14 protein-coding genes are annotated in these 17587 nt (G+C 47.2%); 8 read left to right on the forward strand and 6 right to left on the reverse strand.

The window, feature by feature from the left end:
- Window positions 1-7 precede the first annotated feature (7 nt).
- On the forward strand, window positions 8-3265 hold the full coding sequence (locus Q4Q49_RS14415) for an efflux RND transporter permease subunit (RefSeq protein WP_259510541.1): 3258 nt from the start codon (window positions 8-10) through the stop codon (window positions 3263-3265).
- Window positions 3262-6309 carry an efflux RND transporter permease subunit gene (locus Q4Q49_RS14420; protein ID WP_006081986.1) on the forward strand — a complete coding sequence of 1016 codons (3048 nt, stop codon included), beginning with the start codon at window positions 3262-3264 and terminating at the stop codon, window positions 6307-6309. The genes Q4Q49_RS14415 and Q4Q49_RS14420 overlap by 4 nt, the downstream gene beginning before the upstream one ends.
- Before the next feature lie 129 nt (window positions 6310-6438).
- Here Q4Q49_RS14420 and yqfB read toward each other — a convergent pair whose 3' ends face one another.
- Window positions 6439-6756, reverse strand: coding sequence for a N(4)-acetylcytidine aminohydrolase (gene yqfB / locus Q4Q49_RS14425; RefSeq protein ID WP_311999673.1), 318 nt, complete (start codon window positions 6754-6756; stop codon window positions 6439-6441).
- A 350-nt stretch (window positions 6757-7106) separates the two neighbouring features.
- Here yqfB and Q4Q49_RS14430 point away from each other — a divergent pair, with 350 nt between their 5' ends.
- The gene (locus Q4Q49_RS14430; RefSeq protein ID WP_011847029.1) at window positions 7107-7304 is read left to right on the forward strand and encodes a DUF2986 domain-containing protein; all 198 of its coding nucleotides are present in this window, start codon (window positions 7107-7109) and stop codon (window positions 7302-7304) included.
- Between the two features lie 246 nt (window positions 7305-7550).
- Here Q4Q49_RS14430 and Q4Q49_RS14435 read toward each other — a convergent pair whose 3' ends face one another.
- Complete coding sequence (locus tag Q4Q49_RS14435) at window positions 7551-9098, reverse strand: MATE family efflux transporter (RefSeq protein WP_311999675.1); 1548 nt, start codon at window positions 9096-9098, stop codon at window positions 7551-7553.
- A 47-nt stretch (window positions 9099-9145) separates the two neighbouring features.
- Window positions 9146-10000: an ion transporter gene (locus Q4Q49_RS14440; RefSeq protein ID WP_311899649.1), complete on the reverse strand. Its 855-nt coding sequence runs from the start codon at window positions 9998-10000 to the stop codon at window positions 9146-9148.
- Between the two features lie 172 nt (window positions 10001-10172).
- On the opposite strand from Q4Q49_RS14440, the gene Q4Q49_RS14445 reads away from it, so the two are divergent.
- The 3 genes from Q4Q49_RS14445 (at window position 10173) to Q4Q49_RS14455 (ending at window position 12153) form a co-directional block, all read left to right on the forward strand.
- The gene (locus Q4Q49_RS14445) at window positions 10173-10685 is read left to right on the forward strand and encodes a murein L,D-transpeptidase family protein (protein WP_106651838.1); all 513 of its coding nucleotides are present in this window, start codon (window positions 10173-10175) and stop codon (window positions 10683-10685) included.
- 173 nt (window positions 10686-10858) lie between these two features.
- Entirely contained in the window at window positions 10859-11539 is a 681-nt protein-coding gene (locus Q4Q49_RS14450; protein ID WP_311999676.1) for a VOC family protein, read from the forward strand.
- Window positions 11540-11892: 353 nt separating this feature from the next.
- Window positions 11893-12153, forward strand: coding sequence for a DUF5062 family protein (locus tag Q4Q49_RS14455; protein WP_106650770.1), 261 nt, complete (start codon window positions 11893-11895; stop codon window positions 12151-12153).
- Window positions 12154-12305: 152 nt separating this feature from the next.
- Here the strand turns inward: Q4Q49_RS14455 and Q4Q49_RS14460 are convergent, their stop codons facing one another.
- Together Q4Q49_RS14460 and Q4Q49_RS14465 are read right to left on the reverse strand one after the other, a co-directional pair.
- Window positions 12306-13169 (reverse strand): M23 family metallopeptidase, encoded by an 864-nt coding sequence (locus Q4Q49_RS14460; protein WP_311999677.1) that lies wholly within the window; start codon window positions 13167-13169, stop codon window positions 12306-12308.
- Between the two features lie 400 nt (window positions 13170-13569).
- A complete protein-coding gene (locus Q4Q49_RS14465) occupies window positions 13570-14442 on the reverse strand; it encodes a 6-carboxytetrahydropterin synthase (RefSeq protein WP_006081995.1) in 873 nt (290 codons plus the stop codon).
- Window positions 14443-15070: 628 nt separating this feature from the next.
- On the opposite strand from Q4Q49_RS14465, the gene Q4Q49_RS14470 reads away from it, so the two are divergent.
- Window positions 15071-16105 carry a cytochrome-c peroxidase gene (locus Q4Q49_RS14470; RefSeq protein WP_311999678.1) on the forward strand — a complete coding sequence of 345 codons (1035 nt, stop codon included), beginning with the start codon at window positions 15071-15073 and terminating at the stop codon, window positions 16103-16105.
- 139 nt (window positions 16106-16244) lie between these two features.
- Here Q4Q49_RS14470 and yejK read toward each other — a convergent pair whose 3' ends face one another.
- Complete coding sequence (yejK, locus tag Q4Q49_RS14475) at window positions 16245-17273, reverse strand: nucleoid-associated protein YejK (RefSeq protein ID WP_006081997.1); 1029 nt, start codon at window positions 17271-17273, stop codon at window positions 16245-16247.
- Window positions 17274-17350: 77 nt separating this feature from the next.
- Here yejK and Q4Q49_RS14480 point away from each other — a divergent pair, with 77 nt between their 5' ends.
- The gene (locus Q4Q49_RS14480) at window positions 17351-17569 is read left to right on the forward strand and encodes a YejL family protein (RefSeq protein ID WP_011847036.1); all 219 of its coding nucleotides are present in this window, start codon (window positions 17351-17353) and stop codon (window positions 17567-17569) included.
- The last annotated feature ends 18 nt before the right edge of the window (window positions 17570-17587 follow it).

Below are 17587 nucleotides of genomic sequence, written 5' to 3' on the forward strand. Positions count from 1 at the left end.
GCCTTTCATGTCAATTATCAGCACTTCCGTTAAACGGCCAGTCACGGTGTGGATGTTCATGCTGGCGGTGATTTTATTCGGTATGGTGGGATTTTCCCGCTTAGCGGTGAAGTTACTGCCAGACTTAAGCTATCCCACATTAACCATCCGCACTATGTATGACGGTGCGGCGCCAGTAGAAGTTGAACAGCTCGTCTCTAAACCGATTGAAGAAGCCGTTGGCGTGGTCAAAGGCTTACGTAAAATCAGTTCTATTTCGCGCTCAGGCATGTCAGATGTAGTGCTCGAGTTTGAATGGGGCACCACAATGGACATGGCGAGTTTAGATGTGCGCGAAAAACTCGACACTATCGCCCTGCCTTTGGACGTTAAAAAGCCATTATTACTGCGTTTTAACCCCAACCTTGACCCGATCATGCGTCTCGCGTTGTCAGTACCCAATGCCTCAGAAGCCGATCTTAAGCAAATGCGCACCTACGCAGAAGAAGAGCTTAAGCGTCGCTTAGAAGCGCTTTCTGGGGTCGCCGCCGTGCGTTTATCTGGCGGCCTAGAGCAAGAAGTACACATTCAGCTCAATCAAGAAAAACTATCGCAACTTAACCTCAATGCCGACGACATTAAACGTCGCATTAATGAAGAGAATATTAACCTCTCTGCCGGTAAAGTGATCCAAGGTGATCGCGAATACTTAGTGCGCACACTTAACCAATTCAATTCACTAGATGAACTTGGCCAAGTGATCGTCTATCGCGACGAGCAAACCTTAGTACGTTTATTCGAAGTCGCTACGATTACGGATGCCTATAAAGAACGCAGTGATATCACCCGCATCGGTAGCCAAGAATCGATTGAACTGGCGATTTATAAAGAAGGTGATGCGAACACTGTCGCCGTCGCCAAAAAACTGCGCGATGAACTTGTCAAAATCAATCAAGATCCTAAGCAAAACAAACTCGAAGTGATTTACGATCAATCCGAGTTTATCGAAAGTGCGGTCAGTGAAGTCACCTCTTCGGCGCTAATGGGCAGTTTATTGTCCATGCTAGTGATTTACCTGTTCCTGCGTAACATCATCCCAACGCTGATTATTTCCATCTCGATCCCCTTCTCGGTTATCGCGACCTTTAACATGATGTATTTTGCCGATATTAGCTTAAACATCATGTCATTAGGTGGTATCGCGCTGGCCATTGGTCTATTAGTCGATAACGCCATTGTGGTATTAGAGAACATTGACCGCTGTCGTAGCGAAGGCATGAGTAAGTTAGACGCCGCAGTCACTGGAACTAAAGAAGTAGCTGGCGCGATTTTCGCCTCCACACTGACGACCCTTGCGGTGTTTGTGCCCTTAGTCTTTGTCGATGGGATTGCCGGCGCCCTGTTCTCCGACCAAGCGCTGACGGTCACCTTTGCCCTGCTGGCCTCGCTATTAGTCGCCTTAACCTCTATCCCTATGCTGGCATCGCGCGAAGGCTTTAAAACCTTACCCGCACTGATAAAAACCACGCCTAAGGATAAACCCACCACTAAAATGGGTAAGTTTAAACACTATAGCGCGACTGTGTTCTCCTTCCCTATTCTATTAATGTTTAGTTACTTACCAAGTGCATTGTTGACCTTAGTGCTGATTTTAGGCCGCTTCTTCTCCTGGCTCATCGGTCTAATCATGCGTCCTTTGAGTTCAGGATTTAACTTTGTCTATCACAGTATCGAGAAGGTTTATCACAAGCTGCTGGCCTCGGCGCTGCGTCAACAAATGACCACACTGCTGCTCACCATTGCGATAACGGGCGCATGTATTAGCCTGTTACCTCGCCTAGGTATGGAACTTATTCCGCCGATGAATCAGGGCGAGTTTTATGTGGAAATCTTATTGCCTCCGGGTACGGCGGTGAGTGAAACCGACAAGGTTTTACAACAACTCGCGTTGTCTATCAAGGACAGACCCGAAGTCAAACATGCCTATAGCCAAGCCGGTAGCGGTGGTTTGATGACCTCGGATACTGCTCGCGGTGGTGAAAACTGGGGCCGCTTACAAGTGGTACTGACAGATCACAGTGCCTATAACGCGATCACTCAAGTGCTGCGTGATACCGCGCGCCGCATTCCTGAACTTGAAGCAAAAATTGAGCAACCTGAGTTATTCAGCTTTAAAACGCCACTGGAGATTGAGCTCACGGGTTACGATTTGAACTTGCTCAAGCGCAGTGCCGATAGTCTAGTCAAAGCATTATCCGCATCGGATCGTTTTGCTGACGTAAATACCAGTCTGCGCGATGGTCAACCTGAGCTGAGTATCCGTTTCGATCATGCTAGGTTAGCAGCGCTCGGAATGGATGCGCCAACAGTGGCGAACCGCATTGCTCAGCGCGTTGGCGGTACTATTGCCAGCCAATACACGGTACGTGATCGTAAGATTGATATTCTGGTGCGCAGTGAACTCTCCGAGCGCGATCAAATCAGCGATATCGATGCCTTAATCATCAACCCGAACAGCAATCAACCTATTGCTTTAAGTGCGGTTGCCGAAGTGTCATTACAATTAGGCCCCTCGGCGATTAACCGTATCAGCCAGCAACGTGTAGCACTGGTGTCGGCTAACCTCGCCTACGGTGACTTAAGCGATGCGGTGGCACAGGCGCAGCAAATACTGTCGCAACAGGTGCTACCGGCATCAGTACAAGCCCGATTTGGTGGTCAAAATGAGGAAATGGAGCATTCATTTCAGTCACTCAAAATTGCCCTTATCTTAGCGATTTTCTTAGTGTATTTAGTGATGGCGAGTCAGTTTGAGTCACTGCTTCATCCCTTGCTTATCCTCTTTGCCGTGCCTATGGCATTGGCGGGTAGCGTGCTGGGTCTGTATATCACCCAAACCCATTTGAGTGTGGTGGTGTTTATTGGCCTTATCATGTTGGCGGGTATCGTGGTGAACAACGCGATTGTGCTTGTGGATCGCATCAACCAACTGCGTAGCGAAGGTGTTGAAAAACTCGATGCTATTCGCGCCGCCGCTAAATCGCGCCTACGCCCTATTATGATGACAACGCTCACCACCACCTTAGGCTTATTGCCGATGGCGCTGGGGTTAGGCGATGGTTCAGAGGTGCGTGCACCTATGGCGATTACGGTGATCTTTGGTCTGAGTTTATCCACTTTACTGACCTTAATTGTGCTCCCGGTGCTCTATGCTCTGTTCGACCGTAAAGTGTATGACGTTGCAGCCACAGATATCGCGCATGACGTTGAGGAGGCTCGCCCATGAACCTCACCCGTTTAGCCATTAAGCGTCCCGTGACCACCAGCATGTTCTTCTTTGCTATCTTGCTATTTGGTCTCGCCTCGAGTCGTTTGTTACCGCTGGAAATGTTCCCCGGTATTGATATTCCGCAGATTGTGGTGCAAGTGCCCTACAAGGGCTCAACCCCCGCTGAAGTGGAGCGCGATATCACTAAAGTGCTGGAGGAATCACTCGCCACTATGGGTGGGATTGATGAGCTCGAATCAGAATCTTCCCAAGAAGGCTCTGAAATCGAAATCAACATGAAGTGGGGTGAAAACGTTGCGACTAAGAGCCTAGAAGCGCGGGAAAAAATCGATGCGGTGCGGCATTTACTGCCCAAGGACGTTGAGCGAGTCTTTATTCGCCAATTCTCCACCGCCGACATGCCAGTGCTCACGATACGTATATCGAGCGACCGCGAGCTGTCAGGCGCATTCGATTTACTCGATAAACAGCTCAAGCGTCCGCTTGAACGTGTTGAAGGTGTCTCTAAGGTTAGCCTGTACGGCGTTGAACAAAAGCAAATTGAAGTACGTATCAATGCCGACCGTCTTGCCGCCAGTGGATTTTCCGCCACCGACTTGCAAGCCCGCCTCGGCAGAGAAAACTTTGTGATTAGTGCTGGCACACTTAGGGCCAGTAACATAGTTTATCAAGTGTCGCCGAAGGGCGAGTTTAGAAACCTTGAGGATATCAAAGCACTGGTGTTGATCCCAGGATTGACCTTAGGCGATATTGCAGATGTGCAGTTTGCCTTGCCAGAGCGTATCGAAGGGCGCCATTTAGATCAGCACTATGCTGTCGGTTTAGATGTGTTTAAGGAATCAGGCGCTAACTTAGTCGAAGTGTCTGAACGCGTACTTAAGGTCATCGAACTAGCGAAGCAAGATCAACAGTTCCAAGGTATTCGGCTGTTTATCATGGAAGATCAAGCCTCTGGGGTTAAATCATCCCTGATGGACTTACTGTTTTCGGGTTTAATCGGCGCCCTGCTGTCCTTTGTGGTGCTGTACTTGTTCCTGCGTAATCTGAAAATGACCTTAGTGGTCGTGTCGTCTGTGCCGATTTCCATCGGTATGACGCTCGCCGCCATGTATTTACTCGGTTACAGCTTGAATATCCTCTCTATGATGGGACTCTTGCTCGCCATTGGTATGTTAATTGATAACGCTGTAGTAGTGACCGAGAGCGTGCTGCAGGAGAAACAGGGCAAATCACCCAAGGATAATGAAGAGTCAGTGATGACTGGGGTCGATAAAGTGTCCCTCGCCGTATTGGCGGGCACTATGACCACTGCCATCGTATTTTTACCCAATATTTTTGGCGTGAAAGTGGAACTGACGATTTTCCTCGAGCATGTTGCCATCGCGATTTGTATCTCGCTGGCGGCATCGCTACTGGTTGCTAAAACCTTGATCCCTTTGATGTTGACTAAGTTCCACTTTGACATCGCGCCCGAGAAGGATGCCGGTAAGTTACAGCGCTTCTACAACAATACGCTTAACTGGGTATTGCTGAGGCCTTGGCGTTCAGGCTTTATTGCGGTGGCCATTCTCGCGTCTACCGCTCTGCCGCTATCTATGGTCAAACAGGATCAAGAAGACAGCCAGAGCAAGGAACGGATTTACATCAACTATCAAGTGGAAGGTCGGCATAATCTCAATGTCACTGAGGCAATGGTCAATCAAATGGAAGAGTATCTTTATAAAAATAAAGAGGAATTTCATATTGATTCTGTCTACAGCTACTACTCATCCGACGATGGTTCATCGGTGATATTGCTGAAGAAAGACTTACCTATGCCATTGGATGAGTTGAAAAAGAAAATCCGTAGTGGCTTCCCTAAGTATTCGATCGCCAAACCGCAATTTGGTTGGGGCAATGACAGCTCTGGTGTGCGCGTGACGCTCACTGGGCGCTCAACCTCTGAGCTGATTAACTTAAGCGAACAAGTGATCCCTTTACTGCAAAATATCAAAGGAATGCAAGACGTTCGCTCTGAGCTTAACGGTGCGCAACAGGAAGTGGTTATCCGCATCGATAGGCAAATGGCGGCGCGGTTAGATTTAAAACTCAATGAAATCGCTTCGAGTATCTCTATGGCACTGCGCGGTTCACCGCTACGCTCGTTCCGCCACGATCCCAATGGCGAACTGCGCATCGAAATGGCCTATGAGAAAGAGTGGCAAAAGTCGCTCGAAAAACTCAAGCAGTTACCAATAGTGCGCATCGACCAAAGGGTGTACACCTTAGATAACTTAGCGAAGATTGAGATCCAACCTCGCTTCGATACCATTAAGCACTTTAATCGCCAAACCTCTTTGTCGATTGGCGCAAACTTAGAAAACCTCACCACGGAAGAAGCGCAAACTAAGATCAAGCAAGTGATGGAAAATATCCATTTCCCTAATGGCTACGACTATTCACTGCGCGGTGGATTCGAGCGTCAAGATGAAGATCAGAATGTGATGGCAACCAATATGCTATTGGCTGTTGCGATGATTTACATCGTTATGGCGGCGCTATTTGAGTCGCTGTTATTGCCGACGGCGATTATCACTTCAATCCTATTTTCGATCACAGGGGTATTCTGGGCGCTGTTTATCACGGGCACGCCTATTTCTGTGATGGCCATGATAGGCATATTGATTTTAATGGGAATTGTAGTGAATAACGGCATAGTTCTGGTGGATCAAATTAACCAGATGACGCCGGATCTCGACAAATTGTCCGCCACCATTCGAGACGTGTGTATCACGCGTTTGCGCCCAGTATTGATGACAGTGGGCACCACAGTGTTGGGCTTAGTTCCACTGGCGATGGGTGAAACCCAAATCGGTGGCGGCGGCCCGCCGTATTCGCCCATGGCAATCGCCATTATTGGTGGCTTGTCGTTCTCGACTTTGACTAGCTTGTACTTAGTGCCCTTGTGCTACCAAGCCTTGTATCGAATGCGCCATCGTGCCGCCATTCGTTTAGGCCAAGCCGACCGGGTAGCTCAAAAGTTACTACCTTGGACAGTGTAGCCAGCAAGCACAACTGAATATGCTTCTGAAGCACATGACATTAAAACAATGAACAAAAAGGCTGCAGCGCAGCCTTTTTTATTTACGCATTTAGCGAGAATTTCTCACTGCACATTTTACTGTGACAGATTACTGCGACAAAATCCTAAAGCGGATCATAAACAATTGCTCCAGACCGGGATAAATCTCTGCAATCACATTGCATAACTGTGGCAGAGTCATATTCTCTTGTTTGGCATGCATCTCGGTGAGCTCAGTTAACTTTACTGGCGTGACATCGATAATCTGGATATCACAAAACCAGCGGTCAGTTTCAAAGGTGGAAACAGGCAGAATTTGCCCCGTTATCACATGGGATTCGGCTTCATCGCGCAGGGTAATGGTTTTCGCGCCACTTAAGATATCGTGTTCAAAACGCTCGAAAAAAGTGATTTTATTAAGTAACACAGCTTATCCTCGGGTAGTACAGGAGCAATAAAAATGACATTAGCGTCAGTTTATCGAACTAATAATGCGGGGCAATATAATGGCTTTTAACGCCTACTGACAGCAGGTAGCGCAAAATACTCGACATCGATTGCACTCATCCCTGTACTGCCCATTGAGTCAAACTCCCGTGAAAACGCGCTATTGCAAAATTGACCGCCAAAAAGTTGCGGTTCTTTTCGACAATTTTCAGTAAAACAATTCAGCAAAACATAGTCAGTTAGCTCAGATTGAGTTAGAATCCGCCCTCAATTGAGCCCTTGGCCTCATATTCCTGCGCATAGCGGGTGCGAAACGAAATTAGAGACGTCATGAACAAGAAACAAAAGATCATCAAGAAAATAGCTAAACGCGCTAAGGCCAGACTGAATAAAGTCGATCCCGTGACTATCGGCTCACCAGCGAAATCAGGTTACATCTCTAAGGCCGATCGCGCAAAAATGGCGGCATTAGAAGCCACGACTGAACAAGTCGAAGGCCAACAAGACGCGCCAAGCATTGAAGAATAAGCAGTACTGAAGAATAAGCGTACCGCAGAATAACGCTTTCTAGCGGCGTATTGTTGTGCATTGTTAACCCGACTAGATTAACTGCAAACGCCGCTTTAAACAAAAATGCCACAAGCAATCTTGTGGCATTTTGTTTTTCTGTATTCCTAACGGCGCGCCGTGAACCTGCTTGAGTGTTTATATTTGATTCAACAAGGTGCTTTGTCAGTGCATCGGCACTAAAACAAGTGAACCTCTTACCGCTAGTCAGTTCGGCTTTTTACCTTCTTCCAAATACGTTATCGGCAATACCGACTCACTCTCTTGCTCCTCGGTTAATTGCGCCATCTGCACACAGGAGGATGAAAGCGGATTGGTCGCGCTCGGCAAGTTCTCCGACACACAGTTAGCGATTTCTTCTTCCTCAGTCAGCGCAACATTGCGGGAAACAGCATTGACGCCACCGACATTCGCCATCGCGGAAAACTGGGCCTGCGCCGCCACTTTATCCACTAAACGATAAGCAACCCATACACCTAAGGTGCCAAACAAAATAGACCCTAATATTTGCCCAATCAATACGCCGTAAACTCCGCCCCAGAGTGCACCAAAATACACAAAAGGCACTGTGCCTAAGGTGGCTTTACCGACGTTAAACAGGGTGGAATATTTAGCCTTGCCGAGGTTATTAAAGGACGCATTTGCTACAAATAAAATCCCCGAAAAGATAAAGAAAACCGCGATATAACTGCAGAAGAAGTGGATAAGGTCCGCGCTGTCACCCTTCATATCAAACACATTGACCAAATGCGACTTAAGCACAAACAGCAGCAGAGACATCATCAACACATACACCGTACAAAACTGGATGGCGCGGGTTAAACTCTCGCGCACTCGGTCAAACTGCCCCGCACCGAAGTTTTGCCCAACAATAGGGCCAATCGCGCCTGAGAGCGCAAAGATCATCCCAAAGGTCACAGGGATCAAACGCCCTAATACCGCCCAGCCCGCCACATAAGCGTCACCGAAATCGGCAATGGCTCGGGTCACAAAGGCATTACCGATAGGCGTCGCCACATTGGTTAACATCGCAGGGCCCGCAATGGCAAAGATGGGTTTAAGATCGGCGACAAAATGCGCCTTATCGAAATGACCTAACAACTTATGCTTCACCACAACGCCGCGGCCAGCAATTAAAAATACCGCCACCCGCGCTAAAACGGATGCCAATGCCGCACCTTCTATCCCCATGGCGAACAAGAAGATAAAAATCGGGTCGAGTACAGCATTAACGCCGCCGCCCGCTAAGGTCGACATCATGGATAACTTAGCATCACCCACGGCGCGCAAAGCCCCGCCGAGCGCCATCGCAAGACAAATAAAGGGCAAGGAAGGCACTAAGATATACAAGTAGCTGGCAGCGAGCTCAGCCGTATGGCCACTTGCGCCCACTAAGGCAACCAACTCAGGGATGAAAGTAGTGACCACGCCGGCCACCAGCACGCTAATCAGCGTTGTCACAACAGCGCTATTGAGCAATAGCCGCTTTGCTAACACCACATCTTTTGCGCCAATCGAGCGAGACACTAAAGCGCCTAAAGCAATTGATAAGCCTATCCCAATGGATGTCGTGAAAAAGGAGATGCTGCCAGCATAACCCACAGCCGCCGCAAGCTCATGCTCCCCCAATAAACTCAGGAAAAAGATATCCAGTAAATCCACCACAAATAAGGCAGAAATCCCCACAGCAGCAGTCGAACTCATCACTAAGATGTGACGTAATATGGGGCCTTCAACAAACTTGGCTTGCGTCATACGGGTGTGTTACCTGCAAAAATAATAAGTGTTTGCTAAAACAATGACTAAGCGTCATTTTCAACGGGGACATCTAAGCTATCTAACTCGCATCCGCAGCGGCTACAGTACATGGCATCAAGATCGTGGCCGGTTTTATGACATTGATTGCACGAGCGTAAATCTCGATGGCGCCCCACTTCTTGGGATATCTCCGCGGTTAAAATCCCCGTAGGGATCGCGATAATCGAGTAACCAATCAACATAGTAAAAGCGGCAATCGCCTGACCTAATCCCGTTTTAGGGGTAATGTCGCCGTAACCGACAGTGGTAATAGTCACAATTGTCCAGTAGACAGATTTAGGAATTGAACTAAATCCATTATCAGGCCCTTCAACCACATACATTACCGCACTGAGCACCATAACGATCAAACTGACCGAGAAGAAAAATATAAAGACCTTACGACTCGACTGCATCATGGCTCTAAGCAACACATTCCCTTCACTCAAATAACGCAGTAATTTGAGTACGCGGAAAATCCTGAATAACCGGAGAATTCGGATGACTAAGGTAAAGTTAGCGCCAGGGATCAGTAACGCCAGATAACTTGGCAATACAGATAACAAATCGACTATGCCATAAAAGCTGCGGGCATATAACACGGGATGAGTCGCACAATACAAACGTAGGCCATATTCAAGGGTGAATATAATCGTAAAGACCCACTCCAAGACGCGAATAATCTGCCCGTATTCACGATGAAACACTTCTACCGTATCGAGAAACACTAGAGCGACACTCAGCACAATGCACACCATTAAGGCGATATCAAAATAGCGGCCAGCGGGAGTATCAGTACCAAAAATAATGGTGCGTAATTGACGTTTCAGTGGGCTTTCGGATTCGATATTTTCAGACATACAAACTTTGACTTCCTTGCAACAAACTGAGTAACTCTGGGATTACATCATAAATATCCCACGAGTCTGCCATGCAATTGCATTCAGCTCAAAATTATCTACTCACAGCAGGATAAAATTGCGGTATGATGCCGAAAAAAGCCAACAACTAGTGTTAATTTTCGAGGAATTCATGCGCGCCACCCTACTTTCCACATTGACCACCCTCACTGTGACTATCGCGGCACTCGTTTCACCCGGATTACATGCCTCAGGCATGGGTAAAGTGGATCTTGTGGTGATCACAAAATCCGAATCCAGTATGGCTTTATTGCGCGATGGCAAAATACTCAAACAATATCGCATTGCTATGGGCGACTTGCCCGCAGGACACAAATTAAAGGAAGGCGATCAACGCACACCACAGGGGCGTTATACCCTAGATTATAAAAAGCCCGACAGTGCCTATTATAAATCGATCCATATTTCCTATCCCAATGAAGAAGATAAACTCAGAGCCAAAGCCTTAGGCATTAGACCCGGAGGCATGATCATGATCCACGGTCAGAACCCTAAGTCGCCGCTGCCGCCAGAACAAGCTCAGCAATACAACTGGACCGACGGTTGTATTGCGATAACCAACGCCGAAATGGATGAAGTGTGGAAAGTGGTCGATGAAGGAACACCAATTGAGATTTGGCCGTAACTTTAGCCTACTTAGCCATGGCAACACGCCGATTAGATAATGTCACAACATCAAACACGCCCAGCTTAATGGGCGTTTTTATTTAGCCATTTACATCATATCGTTAGCTGTATTATCCCCGTGATTGTGTAAGGGATAAAAACTAACGGTAATACACATGCCTTGGAGCCTATATGTCATCATCCAATGAAGCTGCCACGCCGCAGAGCACAAGCATCAGCTATGAGCAATTAACCCAAAGCTGGCCCGCCTTCGAAGCACAAATTTTAGCCTTGCTTGAAACCTTAGACTTAGCGGATAAAGCACTGGTTTGCGATCATGTCGCGCTGCGCGTCAATTCCATCGCCAGTGCCGATGCGCTGCGCTATGCCTTTAGCCGCGTCGGTAAGATCATTTCAGACAATATCATCAATGGTCGTACGATTCTGATTATCGAACTGGATATCCCACTTACGCTGGGTCAATTTAGCATTGCCTGTGTCGAACTTCCCTACCCCAGCGACAAAGTCTATCCGCAGGAAGGCTGGGAACACATTGAGCTAGTTATTGATTCAAAAGCGACAGAGTGCGATACCCTGAGCCGAGACTTGCTCGCCCTGTGTCCCAAACTCAGCGCTTTGCTACCATCAGAACAGGCTGCTGAGCCTGTTCCGTCAAGCTCACTAGGCTTAAGTTCACAAGGCTTGAACTCACAAAGCTTAGCATCCCTTGCTGGGATAAAAATTAAGATGAGCTCGCCCAAAGGGGATAAAGAGCGTTTAGCCAATCCGACTATCGCCTTTAAACGCGATGATGTGTGCATTAAAGTGCATCCCCATGGCATAAAGGCAGTGATCGCCAGCGAGCAAACGTAGCGGGAATGTTTTAGGCAGGCTTAAAATCTGAAAGAAGAGAACACTGAGCTTAGATTTCCATTGGCACTTGCCGCACTCGCCTTAGCGAATACCTGAATTAAAAACTTAGTCAAAAACTAAGTTAAAACCGAAGATAATGCCTAAGTGATGACCTGAGCTGATGACTATTTAATCAGACTCAGTGTTCAGACTATTTTTAGGCCCGTTTTTTGGTGGTTTTGTCAAAAATTGCCAAAATTAAATCTCGAAAACAGCATATTTAGCGTAACTTAGGACGTATAACTCGCAGATGCCATCAGGCATACATTATCGGGTCCACTTGATGGATTCGATGTGCAAACAGAGGATCGCCAATGAAGCCACACAAGAACGAAGCGCAAATATTGAAGTTCGCCATGGAAATCGGTATTGGCTATGCCAAAAAACGCGGATATGCGGACTTCGACAAGGGCATCTCGCCCAAAGACAAAGTGGAATGTATTTACCGTTTACTGGTCACAGACAACTTAATCCAGCCACTGGCCAAAGATAAAGAAGATGGGCCAAACATGAAACACAAACTGATTTTGTGGATCACCCGCCAGCTCCCCGCCGATCATCCATTGTTGAAGTAATCTTTTTAAGCTAAGCGGTTGAAACAGATCATCTGCAAGCGGACTGTTGAAACGAGTCTAGAACAATCCAACTCACTGAGTGCTAAGGATAAGAATCATAAAAAATGGCGCATCATAGCGCCATTTAATTGAGCCAGTGCTGGATATCGAACCTAGCCCTTTTTAGCCGCTTTACTGGCTTTCTCATTCGCTAACACTGTTGCCATGGGTGGCACTATGGTTGTGGGATCGAGGCGCATTTGATACCAGTTAACTCGCCAATCTAAGTGCGGGCCATTAGCACGGCCTGTTGCGCCCACCTCTGCCACGGCTTGACCTTGCTTAACCACTTCACCCGCGTTGACGTACAACTTACTCAAGTGCAAAAAGCTTGAACTCACGCCGTAACCATGATCGATCACCATAGTCCCACCCGAATAAAACATGTCGGGCACAGACAGGCTTATCACACCATCGGCGGGCGCCACCACTACAGTGCCCGTTTTCGCCGCCACATCCACACCAAAGTGTGGATTACCAGGTACGTCGTTATAAATACGTTGGCTTCCATAAACCCCGGAAATACGCCCTGTCAGCGGCCAAATAAACTCCTGTAAAAAGGCCGTTTGCTCGCTAAATGTGGCCCGCGCCGCTTTGACCTGCGCCGTGTCTTTCGCCGCTCTTTCCTGCGCGACGGGATCGGGCTTCATAATCTTCGAGCTAATGCCCTTCACACTTTGAATGTTGTACTCACGCTTGGTTAACGTTAAAGGCTTAACCTCAGTCAAACCATCGGGATAAACCAAGGTTAATTGCTGGCTCAGTTCGCCATCGCGATCAAAACCAAAGGCGAAATGACCGTCTGGCGTGACCTTAATGGCAGCACCATTTAAACTAATCTGAGTACCTGCTGGCGCTTGACCACGCATTAATGCGCCTTGCTCTAGCTTGCCTTGCAAACTTACCGCTGCTTGTACATGAGGCGCCATAAGCACTAAGCCCAAGGTTAACCATGCCGTTAAACGATTTCCCAACATCTTATTTCTTCCCAAAACGTTTCTCAAAACAGTAGTTTCCAAAATCTGAGTTTCTAATATTCTACTCTTAGACATCTTCACAAAAATCCTTATCGATGGTCAACTTGGTCCAAGGCCCACTGAATGCGTTCTGCACGACACTAACGCATCACCAGCACACCACTAACTCATCGCTAACACTGAATCACTAAACTCTGACCGATTAAACCCATGCGTCACGTTAACCTAACCCGCCCTAAAAATCGATCCACAGCGGCGCAAATACCTAATGATGTATTGCATACAATAGCAATCGCGCTTTATCTAAGGTTATGAAGACACAAAAAAGCCCCGACAATCTGCCGAGGCCCATTGAGCAAGTCATTTAAATCTACTCGACGCCATTACTCAAACTTAGCGCTTATCCCTTAGACACAATCGCGCCTTTACCCACACCTTCAAATGCCACCACTTTAAACTGACTTCCGGGTACTTTAGCAACGAGTGTCGTGGCAATATAGTCGGCTAACAACTCAACCGTCGTGTCATGGGGAATTAAATCACAGCCTTCCTTTGGCATCGCCAATTGGAAATCCCCTTGGGGCGCTTGGTAATGGAAACCATAATGACTGTCATCGGTGATCCGCGTCTGAGACGATAAATTCAGGGTGTCAACAGAAACCAAATCCTCTTCACTGCCTAAATAAATATCGTGCCAGCGCTTGGCCCAATACTCATCCCACTTTGGTGCTGGACTGCCATTCTCAAACACATGAATTGGGCTACGATGTCCATGGGCGATACGCTGGCAATTACCATCGTGTTTACGTAAACCATGGCTGTAATGATAATAAGGCGTATCGAGGATTTCATGTCTCAAGGTGAGCGTGATCCCTTCGACATTCTTAGGTAAGGCTTCGCGTAACGCTTTCTGTAAAAAGGCATTCACGCTTGGAATATCAATTTGTTCGGTCGGCACTAAGGCAAAGGCTTGGGAAGGACAGGCCAAATGGATTTCACCTAACTGGCTATCAAAATCCATCCACACTCTATCGCCCTGTTGCTGCCAACGCACACTGCTGCACGCCGTAGGTACGAGTAAACGATGATCGGCCACCGCATCTATGGTCTGCTTGATGGTGCGTTTCACCTTAGCAAAATCGAGCACCATGTTTTGCTCGTCTAATCCGCCCTCAAGCAGAACATCGACAATCCAACTCTCCCCCACCATGCCGCGCTTTGGGCATAAATAGGAAAAATCGATCACAGTTAAATCTTTGACAAACAGTTGCATTAACGCTCCTCGGCAGAAAAACAGTCCACCTACTTAATTTGAAAGCACCACTTAGCGATGGCCGAGCGTGCTAACTTGAGTACCCAAAACGAGTAAACTCAACATGAATGGAGATTCTAATCAATTCCGCCGCTTGTCGCGACAAATGAATCAGCTCTGCCGCAAATTTGTATTAGGTTGAGTCTCTATTTTTGTATCAGGTACTCAAGCCAAGTATTGCATTAACTCTAACAAAAAGTGCATTTGCCCAAAAATGAGTCCACCATTTTCAACGCTAACGCTGCCAATATCCCACACCTTAACTCACCCGCGTCCAAGATTTTGCTTGTTTGGGTTTATCACTACCTTAATCGTGCGATATGTTAATCGAGAAAACAGGGTAATCATCAGATATTGATAGACAAAAAAGTCACGATGCATCGACCTTGCCGATTAACAGATGAAACCCTAACCGAAACAGGATTTAACCTAGCAAAATAACACAGTGAAAACAGCGAATGAGATCGCAAAAGCTTAATCCGTAGCAGCGATAGACCCAATCGAAACAAGGTGTTATCAATTATTAACATTAACCTCTACCATCCCTTTGTAAACCACAATTTAATTAAGGTTATACAGGGAAAACAAGATGACCAAACTCACATCTATTGCTATTTTCATTGCGGGTATTTTCGCCAGTGCCCATGCCATCAGTGCTGAACCCATCGAAGTGATAAAAGCGGTGAAAGTCACCGAACCGGAGAAAGTTGAACTCGGTAAAATGCTGTTCTTCGAACCCAGACTGTCTAAATCTGGCTTTATCTCTTGCAACTCTTGCCATAATTTATCCACTGGTGGTGTCGATGCTCTACCCACATCCATTGGTCACCATTGGCAGGAAGGCCCAATTAACTCGCCCACAGTGCTCAATGCCAATTATATGCTGGCGCAATTTTGGGATGGCCGCGCCAGTGATTTACAAGCGCAAGCCGCGGGCCCTATCGCCAACCCGAAAGAGATGGGCTATAGCCATGCACTCGCGACACAAACTATTGCCTCTATGCCTGCCTATCGGGCGCATTTTGCCAAAGTCTATGGCGATGAAAAAGTCACGATTGATCGCTTAACCGATGCGATTTCCACCTTTGAAAAAACCTTAGTCACGCCAAATAGTCCGTTCGATCAATATTTATTGGGTAAGCAAGATGCGATCAGTGTGGATGCCAAAGCGGGTTACCAACTGTTTAAGAGCAAAGGGTGCGTAAGCTGCCATAACGGTCCAGCCGTCGGTGGCACTATGTATATGAAGATGGGATTGATTAAACCTTTCCACACCAATAATCCCGCCGAAGGCCGTATCGCCGTCACAGGTAAAGAAGCCGATAAGTTTGTCTTTAAAGTGCCGACACTGCGCAATATTGAACTCACCTATCCCTACTTCCACGACGGCAGTGTCTGGACCTTAGAAGAAGCGGTGAACACTATGGCCGATATTCAATTAGGCCAAAAACTGTCGGACAAAGAAAATCTAGAAATGGTCGCCTTTCTCGTCTCGTTGACGGGGGATCAACCTCAGATCACCTTGCCGATTTTGCCGCCATCCAACAAGAACACACCGCGCCCAGTGCCTTTTAGCCATGATCCAATGAGTAGCAAGCCAGTTAGCAGTGAGTCATTAAAGTAGTAACAGTCACTAAGTAGTAATAGTCACTAAATCGACAACGCTATTTAGGACGGAACTAACCCAACAAAAAGGCCGAGAGTAAACACTCTCGGCCTTTTCATGTTCGTTACCTTGATTAAACCAACAGGTTTATCGCGGTTTATTCGCCCTTAAGACGACGGTCGAGCTGATCTTTTAAGTTTGCGGGTACACCTTTGATTAAAATCGTATCCGAGATGGGATCGTAAATCACCCGTTGGCCCAAGTGGCCGCCATCAAAACTTAAGGTCACGCCGCCGCCAGTACCTGAAAACTTCTTCAGTTGGCGCAGGGTTGATTTGTCGGCCGGAAACTCTTCATCGAGATCATAACTGCCGCCACGGGCAAAATCGTAGAAAGAGTCCATACCTTGATCGGCTAACTCATCGGCCAAGTCTTTGATCTCAATGTCAGCGCCTTCATCGAAGCGCTCACTGCAATATTCAAACACTTTATTACGGCACTGCTGGCGCTCGTCTTTCGTCAGCTCACTGCTGGCAACAAAATCTTCAACCGCATTCATTAAGGTTTTGTTTTGCGCCTTAGTGTTAACGCCTTCAACGCAGCCCATAAAGTCGAGGAAAAAGTCGGCAACTTTGCGTCCCGCACGGCCGCGGATAAAGGAAATGTATTTACGCGAGTCTTTATCGGCTTGCCACTCGGTTAAATCGATGCGCGCCGCCAGTTGGATATTGTTTAAATCCAAATGATTATTTTGCGACAGTTCCATATCGTCTAGCACAGTCATCGATGACTTAGCACTTAATAAGGCGACAAACAGATAATCGCTGGTGATGCTGGTGTAGCAAGACATCAGCAAAAAACCGCCTTGGCTGAAATCGTATTTCGACAATTCTTCTTGTAGTAATTTACTGGCTTGGCCTGAAAATTCCACAAACCCTAAATCGCCGCCACGGTATTGAGTTAACGCATTGGCAAAAGCAGGATTGGCCTCACCGTCGTCGCCATGAATCCCAAAATAGCCAAAACCTTTACCGGCCTTTCCCGTATAAGTCTGGTGTAACTCGTCGAGCATCACCTCGACCGCCTGACCGTTCAGCAGAGGTTGAGGACGCAAACGGCAGCGTAATTGCCCCTGACTGTCCTGAGAAATCTCGTGAATAATTGCGTGTTCGATGTTAATACTCATAAGCCCTGATAGTGATACTGGGATAAATCCGCTATTATATGCCGCTAATCCATTCCAAAGTGAAACATTTTTTGATTATGGCAATCCAATCGAAATACTCAAACACCCAAGTTGAATCATTAATAGCCGAAATATTGGCTGTGTTAGAAAAGCATAAAGCACCGACTGACCTGAGCCTGATGGCATTGGGTAACTGCGTGACAAACCTGCTAGAACGTAAAGTGCCAAGCGAATCGCGCCAAGCCGTGGCCGAACAATTTGCAAAAGCACTCGCACAATCGGTTAAATCCCAGTAAGTTAACTGGGTAATAATC

The organism is Shewanella sp. SP1S1-7 (assembly GCF_031932105.1).
Taxonomy (GTDB): Bacteria; Pseudomonadota; Gammaproteobacteria; order Enterobacterales; family Shewanellaceae; genus Shewanella; species Shewanella baltica.